Annotated in this window: 17 protein-coding genes and 2 pseudogenes; 12 read left to right on the top strand and 7 right to left on the bottom strand. The window is 61.7% G+C overall.

Features of this window, described 5'->3' with window-relative positions; translation table 11 throughout:
- Positions 1–91: 91 nt before the first annotated feature.
- Both NKJ94_RS04750 and NKJ94_RS04745 read left to right on the top strand, forming a co-directional pair.
- Positions 92–565 (top strand): VOC family protein, encoded by a 474-nt coding sequence (locus NKJ94_RS04750; protein ID WP_352523401.1) that lies wholly within the window; start codon positions 92–94, stop codon positions 563–565.
- Between the two features lie 225 nt (positions 566–790).
- A pseudogene (locus NKJ94_RS04745) lies at positions 791–898 on the top strand (alpha/beta hydrolase); the annotation flags it as partial.
- A gap of 171 nt (positions 899–1,069) precedes the next feature.
- On the opposite strand, the gene NKJ94_RS04740 reads toward NKJ94_RS04745, so the two are convergent.
- Positions 1,070–1,279, bottom strand: coding sequence for a LysR substrate-binding domain-containing protein (locus NKJ94_RS04740; RefSeq protein WP_352523400.1), 210 nt, complete (start codon positions 1,277–1,279; stop codon positions 1,070–1,072).
- Between the two features lie 9 nt (positions 1,280–1,288).
- On the opposite strand from NKJ94_RS04740, the pseudogene NKJ94_RS04735 reads away from it, so the two are divergent.
- From NKJ94_RS04735 to NKJ94_RS04725, 3 genes and pseudogenes are all read left to right on the top strand, one after another.
- Positions 1,289–1,504: pseudogene (locus NKJ94_RS04735) on the top strand (SDR family oxidoreductase); the annotation flags it as partial.
- 407 nt (positions 1,505–1,911) lie between these two features.
- Positions 1,912–2,346: an FKBP-type peptidyl-prolyl cis-trans isomerase gene (locus NKJ94_RS04730; protein WP_352523244.1), complete on the top strand. Its 435-nt coding sequence runs from the start codon at positions 1,912–1,914 to the stop codon at positions 2,344–2,346.
- 307 nt (positions 2,347–2,653) lie between these two features.
- Positions 2,654–3,331 carry an HAD family acid phosphatase gene (locus tag NKJ94_RS04725; protein ID WP_352523243.1) on the top strand — a complete coding sequence of 226 codons (678 nt, stop codon included), beginning with the start codon at positions 2,654–2,656 and terminating at the stop codon, positions 3,329–3,331.
- Between the two features lie 161 nt (positions 3,332–3,492).
- On the opposite strand, the gene NKJ94_RS04720 is transcribed toward NKJ94_RS04725, so the two are convergent.
- The gene (locus NKJ94_RS04720; protein ID WP_352523241.1) at positions 3,493–4,473 is read right to left on the bottom strand and encodes a quinone oxidoreductase family protein; all 981 of its coding nucleotides are present in this window, start codon (positions 4,471–4,473) and stop codon (positions 3,493–3,495) included.
- Between the two features lie 98 nt (positions 4,474–4,571).
- On the opposite strand from NKJ94_RS04720, the gene NKJ94_RS04715 reads away from it, so the two are divergent.
- Positions 4,572–4,964: a winged helix-turn-helix transcriptional regulator gene (locus NKJ94_RS04715; RefSeq protein WP_352523239.1), complete on the top strand. Its 393-nt coding sequence runs from the start codon at positions 4,572–4,574 to the stop codon at positions 4,962–4,964.
- A gap of 74 nt (positions 4,965–5,038) precedes the next feature.
- Here the strand turns inward: NKJ94_RS04715 and NKJ94_RS04710 are convergent, their stop codons facing one another.
- Positions 5,039–5,644, bottom strand: a complete 606-nt coding sequence (locus tag NKJ94_RS04710; RefSeq protein ID WP_352523237.1) for an NADPH-dependent FMN reductase — start codon at positions 5,642–5,644, stop codon at positions 5,039–5,041.
- Between the two features lie 90 nt (positions 5,645–5,734).
- Between NKJ94_RS04710 and NKJ94_RS04705 the strand changes: the two genes are divergently transcribed.
- The gene (locus tag NKJ94_RS04705; RefSeq protein WP_352523235.1) at positions 5,735–6,103 is read left to right on the top strand and encodes a winged helix-turn-helix transcriptional regulator; all 369 of its coding nucleotides are present in this window, start codon (positions 5,735–5,737) and stop codon (positions 6,101–6,103) included.
- Between the two features lie 49 nt (positions 6,104–6,152).
- Here NKJ94_RS04705 and NKJ94_RS04700 read toward each other — a convergent pair whose 3' ends face one another.
- The 4 genes from NKJ94_RS04700 to NKJ94_RS04685 form a co-directional block, all read right to left on the bottom strand.
- A complete protein-coding gene (locus tag NKJ94_RS04700) occupies positions 6,153–6,473 on the bottom strand; it encodes a hypothetical protein (protein ID WP_352523233.1) in 321 nt (106 codons plus the stop codon).
- Between the two features lie 143 nt (positions 6,474–6,616).
- Positions 6,617–7,012: an acyl-CoA thioesterase gene (locus NKJ94_RS04695; RefSeq protein WP_023678380.1), complete on the bottom strand. Its 396-nt coding sequence runs from the start codon at positions 7,010–7,012 to the stop codon at positions 6,617–6,619.
- Positions 7,013–7,149: 137 nt separating this feature from the next.
- The gene (locus NKJ94_RS04690) at positions 7,150–7,812 is read right to left on the bottom strand and encodes a hypothetical protein (RefSeq protein ID WP_352523232.1); all 663 of its coding nucleotides are present in this window, start codon (positions 7,810–7,812) and stop codon (positions 7,150–7,152) included.
- A 125-nt stretch (positions 7,813–7,937) separates the two neighbouring features.
- Positions 7,938–8,891 carry a LysR family transcriptional regulator gene (locus tag NKJ94_RS04685; RefSeq protein ID WP_352523231.1) on the bottom strand — a complete coding sequence of 318 codons (954 nt, stop codon included), beginning with the start codon at positions 8,889–8,891 and terminating at the stop codon, positions 7,938–7,940.
- A gap of 105 nt (positions 8,892–8,996) precedes the next feature.
- Here NKJ94_RS04685 and NKJ94_RS04680 point away from each other — a divergent pair, with 105 nt between their 5' ends.
- The 5 genes from NKJ94_RS04680 to NKJ94_RS04660 all read left to right on the top strand — a co-directional run bounded on the left by NKJ94_RS04680 (position 8,997) and on the right by NKJ94_RS04660 (position 15,109).
- On the top strand, positions 8,997–9,788 hold the full coding sequence (locus NKJ94_RS04680) for an alpha/beta fold hydrolase (protein ID WP_352523230.1): 792 nt from the start codon (positions 8,997–8,999) through the stop codon (positions 9,786–9,788).
- A gap of 869 nt (positions 9,789–10,657) precedes the next feature.
- Positions 10,658–11,215 carry a hypothetical protein gene (locus NKJ94_RS04675; RefSeq protein WP_352523229.1) on the top strand — a complete coding sequence of 186 codons (558 nt, stop codon included), beginning with the start codon at positions 10,658–10,660 and terminating at the stop codon, positions 11,213–11,215.
- 149 nt (positions 11,216–11,364) lie between these two features.
- On the top strand, positions 11,365–12,981 hold the full coding sequence (locus NKJ94_RS04670; protein ID WP_352523228.1) for a GMC family oxidoreductase: 1,617 nt from the start codon (positions 11,365–11,367) through the stop codon (positions 12,979–12,981).
- Positions 12,978–14,189, top strand: coding sequence for a mandelate racemase/muconate lactonizing enzyme family protein (locus NKJ94_RS04665; protein WP_352523227.1), 1,212 nt, complete (start codon positions 12,978–12,980; stop codon positions 14,187–14,189). Before NKJ94_RS04670 ends, NKJ94_RS04665 begins: the two co-directional genes overlap by 4 nt.
- Complete coding sequence (locus NKJ94_RS04660; protein WP_352523226.1) at positions 14,186–15,109, top strand: NAD(P)-dependent oxidoreductase; 924 nt, start codon at positions 14,186–14,188, stop codon at positions 15,107–15,109. Before NKJ94_RS04665 ends, NKJ94_RS04660 begins: the two co-directional genes overlap by 4 nt.
- Positions 15,110–15,187 lie beyond the last annotated feature (78 nt).

Raw genomic sequence — 15,187 nt, 5'->3', positions numbered from 1 at the left:
GAGGGTGGGAAAATGGCCGGATCGGCTTCAAAAGCCCGGGTTAACTTCAAAAGCCAGGTTGATTTCAAAAGCAAAGGGACCAGCAATGACAATCGCCAAGAACACGATCTGCCTTTGGTACGACAAGGACGCCGAGGCTGCAGCCCGCTTCTATGCCGAGACCTTTCCTGACAGCTCGGTGAATGCCGTCCACCGCGCCCCCAGCGACTATCCGTCCGGCAAGGCGGGCGACGTGCTGACGGTCGATTTCACGGTCGCCGGCATCCCCTGTCTCGGCCTCAATGGCGGGCCGGCGTTCAAACACAACGAAGCCTTCTCCTTCCAGATCGCCACCGACGATCAGCAGGAGACCGACCGCTACTGGAACGCCATCGTCGGCAATGGCGGCCAGGAAAGTGCGTGCGGTTGGTGCAAGGACAAATGGGGCATCTCCTGGCAAATCACGCCGCGCGTGCTGACGGAGGCAATGGCCGCCGGCGGCGATGAAGCAAAGCGCGCGTTCGAGGCGATGATGGAGATGAAGAAAATCGACGTCGCAGCGATCGAGGCGGCGCGGCGCGGCTAACACTCTTGCGGTGACCCGAGGCGGAAGCCGGTGCATCGCCCGGCTGAGGAGGTCATCGATAAAATCAGAGCGGCGCCAGGAACGCCGCCGAGCCAGACAGGCGTGCGAAGGTGTTGAACTGCGCTGAGTTTTACGACGCCGAACTGCGACGGCACAACGAGGTCTTCAGGGCTGCCGTCAAGGCGGGAACGCATGCTGGCCCGCGCGGATGTGGATGTTGATGCGGCGCTGCGGCGGTTGCGCGATCTGTTGGATGCGCACTTGACCGCGGACGGTGTGCTTTTTGACTCGCGTGCCTGGATCATCACCGCATTTCGGGCGAGCAGATTGTAACCGCTCGGTTTGGCGGACATTGACCGGTAGGCGATCCTGTCCCCTCGGCTCGGCCTTCCCGTCAGTCCATTTGCGGCGTGACTTCTGAAAGCAGCCAATCCCGAAAAGCCCTGACTTTGCGCTGACGGATCGCCTCCGGCGGGTAGACGAGATAGAAGCTGGAGGGGGATTTCAGGGCGTGCCGAAGGGGCGGACAAGTCGCCGGGCGGCGAGGTCGGCTGCAACGAGCATGGTTCGGCCGAGCACTACCCCTTCGCCTTGTGCTGCCGACTCCATGGCAAAGGTGGCAGAGTCAAAGGTAATCCCGCTCTGTGGGTCCACGCCCTCGACCCCGGCGCTCGCCAGCCAGGTCGCCCAGTCGATCGGAAAGCTGTCACGGATCAGCGTGTGATGTTTGAGATCCTGAGGGGTGCGGAGCGGATGAGGGCCGGCGGCTCCATGACATTCACGTCGGGTATCAACAAGGACAAGCCGGCGATTCCGGGAGACTCAGTCGTCTCCGCGATTGCCGGCTCGTTCAGCTTTTTCGCCCGGGCCCTGGCGCTCGAACTGGGTCCGACGCGCGTCAATGTCGTGTCACCCGGATGGGTCGACACACCGATGTGGGATGTCGTTGGAGAAGCCAAATCCGGCTTCTTTGCCGACATGGCTGCCCCGGTTGCCCTCGAGAAAAATTCCGACCGCTGCGGATGTCGCCGCCGCCTACCTCTACCTCATGGAAAGCGACTTCACGACCGGCGAGACAATCCGCCTCGATGGCGGCCATAACCTGATCTAGCCGCCATTTGCACGCCGCCTGAATGGGTAGAGCCGGTATGACTGCTAGACCGGCGCACTCCTGCCGAAGGCGACGAACGCCGGCGGATCATGCCGGCGTAGCCCAATCGGGGTTTACATCGGCAGCCAGGTCCCTAGTTTTAGCGTTTCGCGCCGCGCACCCGAGTGCGTGGATGATCGAGGACGGGACCGTGAGCTCTGGCCGGCCCCTCAAAACCTTTCAAAGGATGACTACCATGACACAGGCCAAGAATGGCGACACCGTGCGCATCAATTACAATGGACGCCTGGCAGACGGCACCCAATTCGATTCTTCCGGCAACGAACCGCTGCAATTCACGCTGGGTGAAGGACAAGTGATCCCCGGTCTTGAAACCCATGTCGAGGGCATGGAGGTGGGCGCGAAAAGCACCGTCACTGTTCCCGCCGACGCCGCCTATGGCCCCCACCGCCCCGAAGCGGTCATGACCATCGACCGCGCCCGCGTGCCAGACAACATCAACGTTGATATCGGCACTCGATTGCAGGTCAGAACCTCAGAAGGGCGCCCCATGCCGGTAACGGTCGTCGGCGTGGACGACGCCAGCGTCAAGCTCGACGGCAATCATCCGTTGGCCGGACGGGATCTGGTGTTCGACGTTGAACTGGTCGAGATCGTTCAGGCGGCGTAGGGCTGGGCCAAGGCCGTGTTGGCTATGATTTCGGGTGACGCACCTCCGCCGGAGATTTCGGCGGTGCGTCACCTGCCGGAGGGAAAGACCGCGAGCAGCGCGGCTACTTTGAGCGGCGATTGTGGAAATCGTGTAGCTTGCAGCAATCATAGAGATATTCGGCGTCTGTTTCGAAATTTCTACTTCGGCGTCGCAGTTTCGAGAACTGTGCCTTGCCTCGCTTGACATGGACTTCTAGCGACCGCAAAGTCTCGTGATGCGGGCGATTGGTTGGAATAGAATTGCGCGTGTCGGGGCAATCGTGCTGATGATTGGCACAAATGTTCCTGCGCCGGCGCGTTCCGACTCGCTCCTTCTCACAAGCCCGTCCCAGCCAGCCAATGTCGGCGATGCGATGCTGGCGGCTGCCAATTATCATGATTCCGGCGACTATGATCGCGACCTTGCCGCAGTGGCGAAGCAGGCAGGTGATTGGGTCGTCAAGCGCGCAATGGAGGTGCCTCGCCCCGCACTGGTGCTCGATATCGACGAGACGGCTTTGGCCAACTGGGAAGTGATCACACGTGACAACTTCGGCCGCCCGATCGGCGGCGCCTGCGACATCGCAATCGACGGTCCCTGTGGCTGGGCCGCCTGGGATCAGCTTGCGAAGGATCCGGCTATCGACCCTGTGCTGGAGGTCTTCCGGCAGGCGCGAGCGGTGAAAGTCGCAGTATTCTTTATCACCGGACGTCCGGAGGATCAGCGTCAGGCAACCGAACAGAACCTGCAGTCGGCGGGCTATGCCGGCTATGAGCAACTCTACATGGTCCAGCCTGGAGCCAAATATGGTTCCGCCGCAGATTTCAAGTCACCCATAAGAGCCGAAATCGAAAAGGCCGGCTACACGATAATTGCCAATGTCGGTGACCAGCCATCCGACCTGTTCGGAGGGCATGCCGAGAAGCTGTTCCTGCTGCCGAATCCGTTCTACAGGGTTCGCTGACGGTCTGTACGGCACAAGCCCCGGACCCTGGGCTCCTTGCCGAGCACCGTGTCTGCGCTGCCAACGAATGCATCGTAACGTCGCAGCATCACGGCGAGAGTGCCGCGCAAAACGGTCAGAATCGACGATCGGCGTGTGGACGGCTCTAGCCGATCACGACACTAAGCTATCAAGACGACCTTGCCGGTCGCGCCGCGCTCCTCCAGCAGGCGATGCGCCTGGCTGGCCTGGTCGAGCGGGAAGCTGCCGCCTTTGGTCATCACGAGCTCACCACCGGCGGCCAGATCGAAAAGCTCCGAAAGGCTGGCTCTCAGCACATCGGCAGACAGCAGCGGCAGCAGCGCAAAACCTCTCAGCGACTGGTTGCGGCCGATCATCGTCTCCATCTCCGGGGCGCCGAGCGCGTATCTACCAAGTGCTGCAAACACCACCTCTCCGCACGGCGCCAGAGCCTCCAGCGCGGCCGCCGTCAGCGGGCCGCCGACAATGTCGTAGACGATGTCGACGCCGGCGCCGCCTGCCGCTTCCCGGACGCGCCCCGGCCAATCCGCGTTGCTGTAGTCGACGGCAGCGTCGGCTCCCAGCGACAAAGCAAGCTCGAGCTTGGCCTTGCTGCCGGCAGCCGCGAAGACGAGGCCTGCGCCCTGGCGCCTCGCAAGCTGGACAAGCAGGGAGCCGACGCCGCCCGCGGCAGCCGCGACCAGCACCGATTTGGCGCTGGGCGGGCTTTGCCGCGATAGATGCAATGCCGTCAGCCCTTGCACCATCAATGCCGTCGCATCTTCGAACGACAGAGCATCGGGCAACGGCACGGCCAGGCTTGCGTCGATCGTCACATAATCGGCATAGCCGCCAAACGGGCGGCTTGAGGCAAACAACGGCGCCGCGACGCGCGCGCCGAGCAAGGAAGCATCCACCCCTTGCCCGAGCGCCTCCACGATCCCGGTAGCCTCGACGCCAAGGAACATCGGCAATTGCGGCGTCACGGCATAGCGATCCGCGCGCATCAGCACTTCGAAGAAATTCACCCCCGCCGCATGAACGCGGACCAGGACCTCGCCGGCTTGCGGCCCAGGCTTCGGCACCTCGACTATTTCGAGAACGTCGGGCCCGCCGAAACGGCTTAGTTGAATGGCTCTCATCGCACGCACCGATCGCTATTGGCATCGGCCGCTGTTTGCCACTATCTGCCTGGCTTCGACTACACACCGATTTGTGCGCTGCTGACCGGGAGGTGACCATGCCCAAGCTGATCAAGAGACTGCCGATGCTGCCGGCGGAGCGCGCGCTCAAAGTGATTTCGGGCCGCTGGAAGGCGGTCATCCTCTACCATCTCTTCGACAGGCCCCGGCGGCTGTCGGCGCTGCAGGCGCTGATGCCCGATATCACCCAGAAAGTGCTGATCCAGCAGCTTCGCGAAATGGAAGAGCACGGCCTCGTCCGCCGCGAAATCTTTGCCGAGATCCCGTCGCGCGTCGAATATTCGGCGACGCGGCTCGGCGTCAGCCTCGAGCCTATCCTGTTGGCACTTTGCGAATGGGGCCAGCACCACGCCGACGAGCTGAATGAGATGGACCGCCTTGCCGATTGCATCATCAGGCCACGGCAAGCGCAGGGCGCACATGCCGTGTGAACAAAAAGGGCGGCGCATGCGCCGCCCTAATGCTTGGGAGAATTAATCCTTGGGAGGACTGTTCGAACCTGCTCTCAGGCCGCCTTGACTTCCTCGGCGACGGCATCGGCCTGACGCGCCGCTTTCAGCACCCTGGCCCACCATGCAATGTCGTTGACCAGCGCGGTTGCCGCCTGGTTCAGGTGCTCGAAATCGTCGAGCTTCTTGTCACCTTGCTTGACGGCAAGGAAATCGCCCCAGGCGATGTGGACGGCGGACTTGACCGGCGCCATCTGCAATTCGACCGCATGCAGCCTCAGCTGCTCGACCGCACGCGCGCCACCGACGCTGCCATAGCCGACGAAGCCGGCCGGCTTCTTGTTCCACTCGTTGGCGGCGTAGTCGATGGCGTTCTTCAGCACGGCCGTCGGGCCATGATTGTATTCGGCGGCGGTGAAGATGAAGCCGTCGAATCCGGCGACCTTCTTTTGCCAGCGCTGCGCCACTTCGTTCTGCGACGGCGCCCAGGCGGAGGATGCAACCTCATCGAAGAACGGCAGCGGGAAGTCGCGCAGATCGACGACTTCGACGTCGATGTCGGCATGCGACCTGGCGATCTTGGCAATCCATTGGGTCGGGACGTCGGCAAAGCGCGCCGCGCGGGTTGAACCAATGATGATGGCGATTTTGGGTTTTGACATAGAGGGCTCTCCTTGCAGGGAATACTGGTATCATTTAGATACCTGAGCTATATGAGTAACTGGTCGCTCAATGTGCAAGGAGGCACTTTTTTGTTACCAAGGCACCCGCACCGCACCGAGGATTGCCGCGCCGTCTCGGAAATCCTGCAGCGCGTCGGCGATAAATGGACGGTGCTCGTCGTCGGCAAGCTCGGTAACGGACCGTTCCGTTTCAATGAACTGCGCAGCGCCGTCGGCGGCATTTCACAGAAGATGCTGACCACCACTTTGCGCGGGCTCGAGCGCGACGGCTTCGTCACGCGCACGGTGTTCCCGACCATCCCGCCGCGTGTCGATTACGAATTGACCGATCTTGGCTACGAGCTTCTGGTGCCGGTCGGTGCGCTCGGCGAATGGGCGCGCAAGAACACCGAGCGCGTCAAGGTCGCGCGCGAAAAATTCGACGCCATGCATAGCTGAACCCTTGCGCTGCAAGGGGTTCAGCTTGTCGGGACCTTCCGGATGAGCGCTACTTCTTCAGTTGCATCTTGCCCTTCGGCAGCTTCTCGATCTGGTTCAATTTCGGGTTGGGGTTGACCACCCTGCCGCCGACCGTGCAGGTCGTGGTCGTCTCTGTGCGGCAATTGCTCACAGTCGTGCCGCTGGTGTCGCACTTCGTCGCCTTGCAGATCTCGCACTTGGCCGCTTGCCCGTTGATGGTGCGGTTTTCCGACGTGCAGGTGGCGCCTGGATCGCCTTTTTTGACCTCGGCAAAAGCGCTTGCGGACGACAGGCAGAGCAAGGCTGCAAAGGCACCCGCCAGGGCAGCGTTCAGCATGTGTTGACGCATTGTCTTTCCTCCCAAGATCCCGTCGGTCGCGCTGCAGGCGCGCATGCGGGAACCCGTTAGCCAAAGACCACGCGGGATCGCTGTCCGCATCCCCCGCGCGGGAGAGACGGCTGTTTAAATCCGTCTTCTGGAATCAGGCCGGGTCAGCCTTCGGCCGGAACAGCCTTCGGCTTGCCTTCGCCGTCCAGCGCCACCATGACGAAGTCGGCATGGGTGACCTTCTCCATCAGGTCGGAGAGATAGCGCTGCGCCCAGGCCTCGACCTTGAGCGTCATCGAGGTGCGGCCGACGCGTTCGACATGCGTATAGATGCATAGCGTGTCGCCGATCTTCATCGGCTTGGCGAAGGACATTTCCTTCACCGCCGCCGTCACCACGCGGCCCTTGGCGCGCTCGGCGGCGCGGATGCCGCAGGCGAGATCCATCTGCGCCATCACCCAGCCGCCAAAAATGTCGCCTGCCGCATTGGCGTCGGAAGGCATGGCCAGCGTCCTGAGCGTCAGATCGCCGATCGGCCGCCCGTCCGCATAATGCACCATGCTGAAAAACCTTTGCGATCGATTGTCCCGATCCGTATCGGCGGGACGATGATACGTCAACGCGCTCTCCGCACCTGGGTTGCCGGTATGGTGCGCGGCGCACGTACTAACGATAGAGTGCGTAATCGATGGACTTCTCACTTGCTTCTAGGGCGATACACCCCGCCATCACGTGCGAAAGGCTCTATATCTCGACAATCAGGAGCGGCTTTAACGGCGGCCATCCTTGCTAATAGGTATGGGACTCGAAACTCGTCCCTATTACTTTTTTGGATCTTATCCACGGCGTTCGAACTGACATAGTAATCGGGACAGGTGATGAAACCTTGGAGATACCCACCCCATGCCGTCGCCGCTGCGTAGATTTGGTACTGTGAACTGCCACGCGGCGCCGCATTGAGTAGGCTTAGCATCTCGTCGCGGGGATTCGGAGTTCCAATATCGAAATTTAGAATTTCATAGCTAAGGTCATCACACTCTGTTCCGGGTATCCCGCCGCCTTTGGCGCTCCAAGTGGTTTGTGCGTCGGAGTAGTGCTTTTGTACCAGCGCGAGGTCTGAAGGACTAAGGCTCCAAGTCAGCTTCTTGTAGTAATTTTCGAATGCCTTCATGTCTATCAGCGGAACCAAGTCGCACTTGTCGTCAAATTCTTTGTGTCTCGTCAGCGCGTTCATCATGCGGCCGAGTATGTCGGCGCGAGCCAATGAATCTTGGCTGGCCACGTTGTGATAGACCTCCTCCGCCAAAACGGTCGACGACGCGAGAGATGCGAGAAGCGGCAATAAAAAGATGAGGCGCATTTGAGACTCTTCACGTGAGCGTCGCCGATTTTGTCAGATGCAGCAGACCCTAACGAAGGACTGAGATAACAACAATATAGGAATTACGGTTCTACCTACGGATAGACTGAACGGCCTCGAAGAATTCACTCGATGCCGAGCCCTTGCTTTGCGTGCCGGATAGGTGTCCGACGTTCGAGCGCTCGGCGCAACGTCGGCGCCTCTTGCTCGATATAATCCCACAGACGGTTCGAGATCGGCCCGTGCGGCCGGTCGCGGCGGCGCGCCACCACCAACTCCTCAGTACGGCCTGGCAGATGACGACCGGCAATGGATTGCAGGCGTCCGTCGCGCAGTTCTTCCTCGATCAGGAAACGGGGCATGTGGCCCCACCCGAGGCCCTGCAGGATAATTTCCTTCTTCATGCCCTGATCGGCCACCATGCATTGAGGCGCACCCTCGATCATGAAGTAGTCTTGTTGCGGTGAATGGCGGGCCGTGTCGCGCATGACACATTGGGTGAGCGCGTGCATCTGATCCGGTGTGATTGGGTGCTTGATGCGCTCCGGCAGAAAGCCCAACGCCACTACGGGAAGGAATGGCACCTTGCACAGATCGATCCATTCCACCCGCGGGTCGCTCCTGTCGATCCAGTGCAGAATCAAATCGGCTTCGTCATCGAAGAGGCGCTCCCATGGGCCGCCCACCGCCTCGAAATGCAGATGCAGGCGTGTGCCCGGACACTGGGCGAAGAATCGTCCGAGCATGCCCAGTGCCTGCGGGCGCGGGCACAGGTCGCCGACCACCACATGGATCTCGCTTTCTTCGCCCATTGACAGCTGAGCAGCATGAAGCCGCAAGCCCTCGAGCTCGCGCAGCAGCGATTGTGCCCTGCGATGGAACGACAGCCCTGCCTCGGTGGGGCGCACGCGATAGCCGCCGCGATCCAAAAGGACGAGGTCGAGCTGCCGCTCCAGCTTTGCAACGGCTGCGAACACCGCCGGGTGCGAGCGATGCAGCATGGCCGCCGCAGGCTGAAAGCCGCCGCAGCGGATCACGGCATCGAAGCATTGCAGGTCGTGCAGGGTGAATTCAGCCATGTCAGCCTCTATTACAGAGATAGTCCTATCTTTGTAATATAATCAAAAGCGCGCCGCAGCTAGGCTTGCCACATCCAACGCTTCAAAGAGGAAGGTATATTCACCATGAATGAGCTGGATTTCGTGACCGTCGGCGATGGCGCGCGCATCGCCTATCGCATCGACGGCGACGCCGGGAAGCCCGTGCTGATGCTGTCGAATTCCATCGGCACCACGCTGCGGATGTGGGACATGCAAGTCGACGAGCTGTCGAAGCATTTCCGTGTTCTGCGCTATGATTTTCGCGGCCACGGAGGGTCAAGCGTTCCGGCCGGTGCTTATTCGCTCGACCGGCTTGGCCGCGACGTGATCGAGTTGCTCGATGCCCTGAGCATTGAACGCGTACACTTCCTCGGCTTGTCGTTGGGCGGCTTCGTCGGGCAGTGGCTCGGCATCCACGCGCCGGAGCGGATCGAGCGATTGATCCTGAGCAACACCTCATCCTACCTCGGACCGGCAAAGCAGTTTGACGAGCGGATTGCCGCCGTGCTGCAGGCGCCGGACATGTCCGAAACCGCCGAGATGTTCCTGGGTAACTGGTTCCCTGCAAAAATGCTGGCGGCCGGCGAGCCCGTCATCGAGGCATTTCGCACCATGCTGCTGGCCATAGATCGGCAAGGCCTGGCTGGTCTGTTTGCGGCGGTTCGCGATGCGGACCTTCGCCGAACCATAGCGCTGATTTCCAGGCCAACGCTCGTGATAGCCGGCCAGCACGACACTGTGACAGCCGTCAGTCACAGCGAGCTAATCGCGGCGACGGTGCCCGGCGCGAAGCTGGTTGTCCTGCCCGCGGTTCACTTGTCGAACGTCGAGTACCCTGCCGAGTTCATGGAGGCCGTGCTCGGTTTTCTGCGCTGAGTTGGAGCACGACAGGGATGCTGAGTGAAACCCCGTTTTCGAACATCGCGCGCATGGACCGCAACCTATGATGCATTAACGCGTAGCTCAGGCTAGACTGGGTAACATAGGTAGCGGATGACGGTTGATATGGAACTCAGCATTCGCCCATTAACGCCCGATCTGTGGCCGGCGCTCGAGGGCCTGTTCGGTGACAGCGCCGTCTGCAGTCGCTGTTGGTGTATGTACGGGCGGATCGGTCGTTCTTATCGAAAGCGACTCGGCGAGGAAACCAGGGCAGCGTTCCGGCAGGCCGTCCAGCATGGTCCGCCTCCGGGCATCCTCGCCTTCGACGGCGATACGGCTGTCGGATGGTGCCAGGTGAAACCGCGAGATGCCCTGCCCTGGCTCGATCGGCTATGGCAGCTCAAGCGCGTGGACGACAGGCCAGTCTAGTCCCTGTCCTGCCTCTACGTGCGAAAACGATACCGCAAGGCGGGGCGTAACATCCCAGCTGGTTGCACAGGCCCTGGAAGTCGCAAGGCGCGCAAATGCTCCGGCACTCGAAGCCTATCCTTTCGACGCCGACGTATCGCCGAGCGCTTCCGGCAGCGGATACGCCTCCGCCTTCGCGCGCGCCGGGTTCAAGGTCGTTGCCCGCAGGACGCCGGCCCGCCCGATCATGCGCTATCATTTCAAGCAGATTGCCGATCATCGCCCGTGATGCTCGGACGGGCTTGCCGACAAAGCACAGGCGAAGGCGTGGCCAACGTCCTGAGTTCAGATGGCGGGGCTTGAAATTCGGCAATGGGTCGACGCGGTCGCAGTGCCATCGCGCAGCCGACGTGATCCCGGTATACAGATGTTTCAACTTTGGTCAGGGGCACAACGTGGATTGGTTCACACGACGAAAGCCGTTCTCAGGCGTTGCGAAGTGGGCTTTCCCATTCAGCACGTTGACCACCATGGCAGAGGAGGAGCTGACGCCCTTTGTCGACGACACTTACCGAACGACGTCCCGGCATCTCATTTCTGATGGAGCGGGCATCTATATTCCTTATCGGTTACATTTTCTGCCAAGCGTGCGAGAGCATCACCTTGGCTTTTCGTTTCCGTCGCATTGCCTGCTGACACGATCGACAGATGGCTTTTTGCGGCAGAAATCAGCCAGGGTGATCCTTTCGCTGAACGAAAGTTGGAGCATCGCCTTCGTCGTTCTGCTGTTGGGCGAATATGTCGTCGAAATCGCCGAAGATATCTACGCGGCAGTACCTGATCTGGACGCATCAGCCTATGCCAGCTTTGTCCGACAGAACCGAAACATAACGCGTACGATGCGCACCAGGGCCACAAGCTATTGGAATGCCTATTATAGGCATGCTTATCCCAACCGAAAATCCTATCCAGCGATTGCTGTCCTCAATCAACTCGATGCGTGGGCAAGTTAGGTCTTCATCAATCTTCTTGGCGCTGAAAGTCGAAATTCAAACGAAGTTACCAGTCGCTTTTTTCACATCGGATGCCGGAAGACCCGGCGACGCCGCGCCGCGCCCAAGTCTAGGTTAGAGCCCGAATTCCGGAGCCGCCCGTAGCCACTATGCAGACCTATGATTTCATCATCGTCGGCTCCGGTTCGGCCGGCTCGGTCCTGGCCGAAAGGCTGTCGGCTTCCGGCCGCTTCTCGGTGCTGGTGCTCGAGGCCGGCGGCAGCGACCGCCGCTTCTACGTCCAGATGCCGCTCGGCTACGGCAAGACCTTCTTCGACCCGGCGGTCAACTGGAACTACAAGACCGAGCCTGACCCCGGGCTTGCCGGCAATGTCGACCACTGGCCGCGCGGCAAGCTGCTCGGCGGCTCGAGTTCAATCAACGCCATGGTCTGGATCAGGGGCGCGCGCGAGGATTTCGACGCCTGGCGGGATGCCGGCAACCCCGGCTGGGGCTTCGACGACCTGCTGCCCGCTTTCAAGGCGCTGGAGGACAACCAGGCCGGCGCCGATCAATGGCGCGGCGTCGGAGGGCCGCTGCATATCACCGACTGCTCGACCTCTGTCCATCCGCTCACCAAGCGCTATCTCGCAGCCGCCAACCAGGCCGGCCTGCCGCTCAACCCGGATTTCAACGGCGCCACGCAAGAAGGCGTCGGCGTCTATCAAATCACCACCAGGAACGGCCGCCGCATGTCGGCGGCGCGCGCCTTCCTGCGCCCGGCGATGAAGCGCAAAAATGTCCGCGTCGAGATCAACGCGCTGGCGACAAAAATCCTGTTCGAGGGCAAGCGCGCCGTCGGTGTCGAGTATCTCCAAAATGGAGAGACGAAAACCGCCCGCGCCGGCCGCGAGATCATCCTGTCGGGCGGTTCGGTCAATTCGCCCCAATTGCTGCAGCTTTCAGGCATCGGCCCATCGGCGTTGCTTGGTGCGCTCGGCATTCCCGTCATTTGCGCCAACGAGAATGTCGGGGCAAACCTGCAGGACCATGTCGGCATCAACTACACCTTCAAGGGCAGGCAGCCGACGCTCAACCAGATCCTGCGTCCGTGGTGGGGCAAGCTCCTGGTCGGCATGCAATATGTCCTCCTGCGGTCGGGTCCGCTGTCGCTGTCGATGAACAATGCCGGCGGCTTCTTCCGCACCGACCCGGCCGCGGCACGGCCCAACATGCAGCTCTATTTCCAGGCCCTTTCGACCGTCATTCCGAAGAGCGGCGAGCGCCCGATCCTGACGCCCGATCCGTGGCCGGGCTTTTCCATCGGCCTCTCTAATTGCCGGCCGTCGAGCCGCGGCGAAATCATGATCCGCTCCGCCAATCCGCGCGATCATCCCAAAATCGTCGCCAACGCGTTTTCGACCGAGGCAGACGTCGCCGAAATGCTGGCGGCGGTGAAATTCGTCAGGAAGATCGCATCGATGCCGGCGATGGCGGAGATCATCGAGGAGGAGGTTTTGCCGGGTCCGTCGATCACCTCCGATGCGGATCTCATCCAGGATTTCAGGAAGCGCTCCGGCACGGTCTATCATCCGGTCTCGACCTGCCGCATGGGGCCGGACCCGGCGCGCGCCGTCGTCGATCCGCGCCTGAAGGTGCATGGCCTCGAAGCCCTGCGCGTCATCGATGCCTCGATCTTTCCCGACAATATCACCGGCAACACCAACGCCGCCGCTATCATGACCGGATGGAAAGGCGCCGAACTGGTTCTGGAGGATCAAAAATGAAAATCACCGACGTCAAGACCTGGGTGGTCGGCAATCCGCCACCTGGCATCGGCGGCAAGTATTTCATCTTCGTCAAGCTCACCACCGATGGCGGCGTTGTCGGTTATGGCGAGGCCTACAACGCCACTTTCTCGGCCCATGTCACGGCGAGGATGATCGAGGACATGGCCGAGCGTTATCTCGTCGGCCGCGATCCGCACGATGTCGAGAACTTCTTCCGCCGCGCCTATTCGTCCGGCTTCACCCAGAGGCCCGACGTGTCGGGCATGGGCTGTTTCTCGGCGCTGGAAATCGCCTGCTGGGACATTATCGGCAAGGAGGCCGGCAAGCCGGTCTACAAGCTGCTCGGCGGCCAGGTGCACGAAACGCTGCGTTCCTATACCTACCTCTACCCGCACAGCGGCAGCGTCCATTCGGAGGATGCGCGCGGCAAGAACGTCTACAACGATCCTGATCTGGCTGCAGCCTGCGCGCTCGAATATGTCGAGCAGGGTTTCAACGCCGTCAAGCTCGACCCGGCCGGTCCCTACACCGCCTTTGACGGCCACCAGCCGCGCCTCGTCGACATCGACCTCTCCGCCCGCATGGTCAAGGCGATCCGCGAGGCGGTCGGCACTCGCGCCGATATCCTGTTCGGCACCCACGGCCAGTTCACAGCTTCGGGTGCGCTGCGCCTCGCCCGCGCCATCGAACCCTACGATCCGCTGTGGTTCGAGGAGCCGGTGCCGCCCGACATGCCCGAGGTCATGGCTCAGGTGGCGCGCGGCACGTCTATCCCGATTGCCACCGGCGAGCGGCTGACGACCAAGTTCGAATTCGCCCGCGTCATCGAGAACCGTGCGGCGACCATTCTTCAGCCGGACCTTGGGCGCTCCGGCGGCATTCTCGAAACCAAGAAGATCGCCGCCATGGCCGAGGCCTATCACATCCAGGTCGCGCCGCACTGCTATTGCGGACCGATCGTCGGCGCCGCCAACATCCAGCTCGCGGTGACGCTGCCCAACTTCCTCATTCTGGAATCGCTGAAGCAGTGGGACGGTTTTCACGAGAAGCTGCTCAAGAAGAAAATCGAATGGCAGGACGGCAACGTCATCCCGTCTAAGGAGCCAGGCCTCGGCGTCGAGCTCGACGAAGCCGTCTGCGAGGCGCATCCCTGGACCGGCAAGGACCTGCATTTGCAGATGATGCAGACGCCGTTGATGCCGTGAGCGCGCGCCGGAGCTATGCCTTCATCGGTCTTGGCCATCTCGGCAGCCAGCTCGCCGCCAACCTGATCCGCAACGGCTTTGCCGTCACCGTATTCGACCGCGACCCGGCGGCCGTCGAGCGGCTGGTGGTGCTTGGTGCCGATGCCGGCGGGAGCCCGGCCGAGGCCGCCGCTCTGGCCGGCAATGCCATCACCTGCCTGCCATCGCCACAGGTCAGCGAGGCGGTGCTGGCCGGCCCCGGCGGATTGCTCGAAGGCCTCCCCGCAGGCGGCGGCTGGATCGAGATGTCGACCAATGGCCAAGACGAGATCGTGCGCCTTGCATCCCTCGCCTCGGCAAGAGGCGTCGAGACGCTCGAATGCCCGGTCACCGGCGGCGTGCATCTGGCAGCCGTCGGACAGATCACCGCGCTGGTCGGTGGCGACGCAGCACTCTACGCTCGCCACCGCCCGGCCGTCGAGGCGATGTGCGCGCGCTCGTTCCTGATGGGTCCGGTCGGCTCGGCGGCGGTGATCAAGGTCATCACCAACATGCTGGCCTTCATCCATCTGGTCGCCGCCGGCGAAGCGCTGATGCTGGCCAAAAAGGGCGGGCTCGACCTTGCCCAGTCCTATCACGCCATCGTCGCCTCCTCCGGCAACAGCTTCGTCCATGAGACCGAAAGCCAGCTGGTGCTGAACGGCTCCTACGACATCGGCTTCACCATGGACCTGGCGTTGAAGGATCTCGGCTTCGCCCTCGGCATGGGTGAAAAATTCGGCGTGCCGCTCGAGCTTGCCTCGCGCGTCGACGCAATCTTCAGGCAAGGCAAGCAGGCCTATGGCGGCAGCGCCTGGTCGACCATGATCGTCAAACTGCTCGAGGATGCCGTCGGCACCGACCTGCGCGCACTCGGTTTCCCGGCTAAACTCGCAAGTTGATATTGGCCGGATTATCAATCGATTTCAGTCGATTGGAGAGATCGCCGGAACCAGAGCCGCAGTCAACTGAATCAAAGT

It is taken from the genome of Mesorhizobium sp. M0060 (genome assembly GCF_040323155.1).
Classification (GTDB): domain Bacteria; phylum Pseudomonadota; class Alphaproteobacteria; order Rhizobiales; family Rhizobiaceae; genus Mesorhizobium.
The sequence above is the reverse complement of the archived record's forward strand: the minus strand, read 5'-3'. Positions and strand labels throughout refer to the sequence as shown.

Excerpts from the sequence above, each read along its gene's own strand:
- NKJ94_RS04710 (WP_352523237.1), bottom strand. The coding sequence starts at position 5,644 with ATGTCAAAACCCAAAATCGCCATCATCATTGGTTCAACCCGCGCGGCG.
- NKJ94_RS04725 (WP_352523243.1), top strand. The coding sequence starts at position 2,654 with ATGATTGGCACAAATGTTCCTGCGCCGGCGCGTTCCGACTCGCTCCTT.
- NKJ94_RS04730 (WP_352523244.1), top strand. The coding sequence starts at position 1,912 with ATGACACAGGCCAAGAATGGCGACACCGTGCGCATCAATTACAATGGA.
- NKJ94_RS04685 (WP_352523231.1), bottom strand. The coding sequence starts at position 8,891 with ATGGCTGAATTCACCCTGCACGACCTGCAATGCTTCGATGCCGTGATC.
- NKJ94_RS04715 (WP_352523239.1), top strand. The coding sequence starts at position 4,572 with ATGCCCAAGCTGATCAAGAGACTGCCGATGCTGCCGGCGGAGCGCGCG.
- NKJ94_RS04720 (WP_352523241.1), bottom strand. The coding sequence starts at position 4,473 with ATGAGAGCCATTCAACTAAGCCGTTTCGGCGGGCCCGACGTTCTCGAA.
- NKJ94_RS04700 (WP_352523233.1), bottom strand. The coding sequence starts at position 6,473 with ATGCGTCAACACATGCTGAACGCTGCCCTGGCGGGTGCCTTTGCAGCC.
- NKJ94_RS04690 (WP_352523232.1), bottom strand. The coding sequence starts at position 7,812 with ATGCGCCTCATCTTTTTATTGCCGCTTCTCGCATCTCTCGCGTCGTCG.
- NKJ94_RS04670 (WP_352523228.1), top strand. The coding sequence starts at position 11,365 with ATGCAGACCTATGATTTCATCATCGTCGGCTCCGGTTCGGCCGGCTCG.
- NKJ94_RS04695 (WP_023678380.1), bottom strand. The coding sequence starts at position 7,012 with ATGGTGCATTATGCGGACGGGCGGCCGATCGGCGATCTGACGCTCAGG.
- NKJ94_RS04680 (WP_352523230.1), top strand. The coding sequence starts at position 8,997 with ATGAATGAGCTGGATTTCGTGACCGTCGGCGATGGCGCGCGCATCGCC.
- NKJ94_RS04665 (WP_352523227.1), top strand. The coding sequence starts at position 12,978 with ATGAAAATCACCGACGTCAAGACCTGGGTGGTCGGCAATCCGCCACCT.